This window comes from Thiolapillus sp. (assembly GCF_048562965.1).
GTDB lineage: Bacteria > Pseudomonadota > Gammaproteobacteria > Chromatiales > Chromatiaceae > Thiolapillus > Thiolapillus brandeum_A.
On the sequence record NZ_JBHNMF010001227.1, the window covers coordinates 1 to 771 of the forward strand.

A 771-nucleotide genomic window follows, 5' to 3' on the forward strand; every position below is an offset into this window, starting at 1 on the left:
TCTGAACAATCGTCTCTTTGAATTCTCTGCTGTATCTTGGCATTTCATGATTTCCTTCCGTCCCCTGATTAAGTAATAATTGCTCACTGAGGTGAGCGGACAACTATGCTGACACAGGGGGCGGCTGAGGTATCAGATGTCCTGCTCCTCACCCCGGGCCAGCTTGTTGACCCAGCGGGCCAGCAGGTCCGTTTCCTGCATGAGAAAGCGCCTGTCCTGATAGACGTGGGTGATCATGCTGATGCCCTGGCCGCGGGCGAGCAGCCGGCGGGCGAACTCCCGGGCGCGTCCCGCATAGCCAAGCTCGGCAAACTGGTCGGTGAGCCAGTCCTCGAACAGCAGAAACATGGCCTTGGCCTTGATCTGCAGTTCCGGTTCGTTCTTTCCCAGTTCGGCATTCAGCGTGCCCATGGGGCAGCCGTAGCGCACCAGGGAGTCCAGGCTGTCCGGCAGGATCTCCAGAAATCGGTTCAGGCGCTCGATAGGTGTCCGGTATTGTCCTGACCACGCCCTGAGCATATGGTCGATGCGGGAGATGCGATAGGAGAGCGCTGCGGTGAGGATTTCTTCCTTGCTCTTGAAGTAGTAATAGATGTTTCCCCGCGGAACGCCCGATGCATCGACCACGTCGGTGAAGGAGGTGCTGTGATAACCCTGGTGATAGAAAAGCCGGTTGGCGGCCTCGATGATCTTCTGACGGGTGCGCTCGCTTTTTTTGGACATGATGACAATAACCGAATGGTTGCCCCGTTAATTTGGAAATACACTTAA

At 56.2% G+C, this 771-nt stretch carries 1 protein-coding gene; it reads right to left on the minus strand.

Annotated elements, in window-relative coordinates:
- Positions 1-132: 132 nt before the first annotated feature.
- Positions 133-723, minus strand: coding sequence for a TetR/AcrR family transcriptional regulator (locus ACOCD2_RS23480; protein WP_293646527.1), 591 nt, complete (start codon positions 721-723; stop codon positions 133-135).
- Between the last annotated feature and the right edge of the window lie 48 nt (positions 724-771).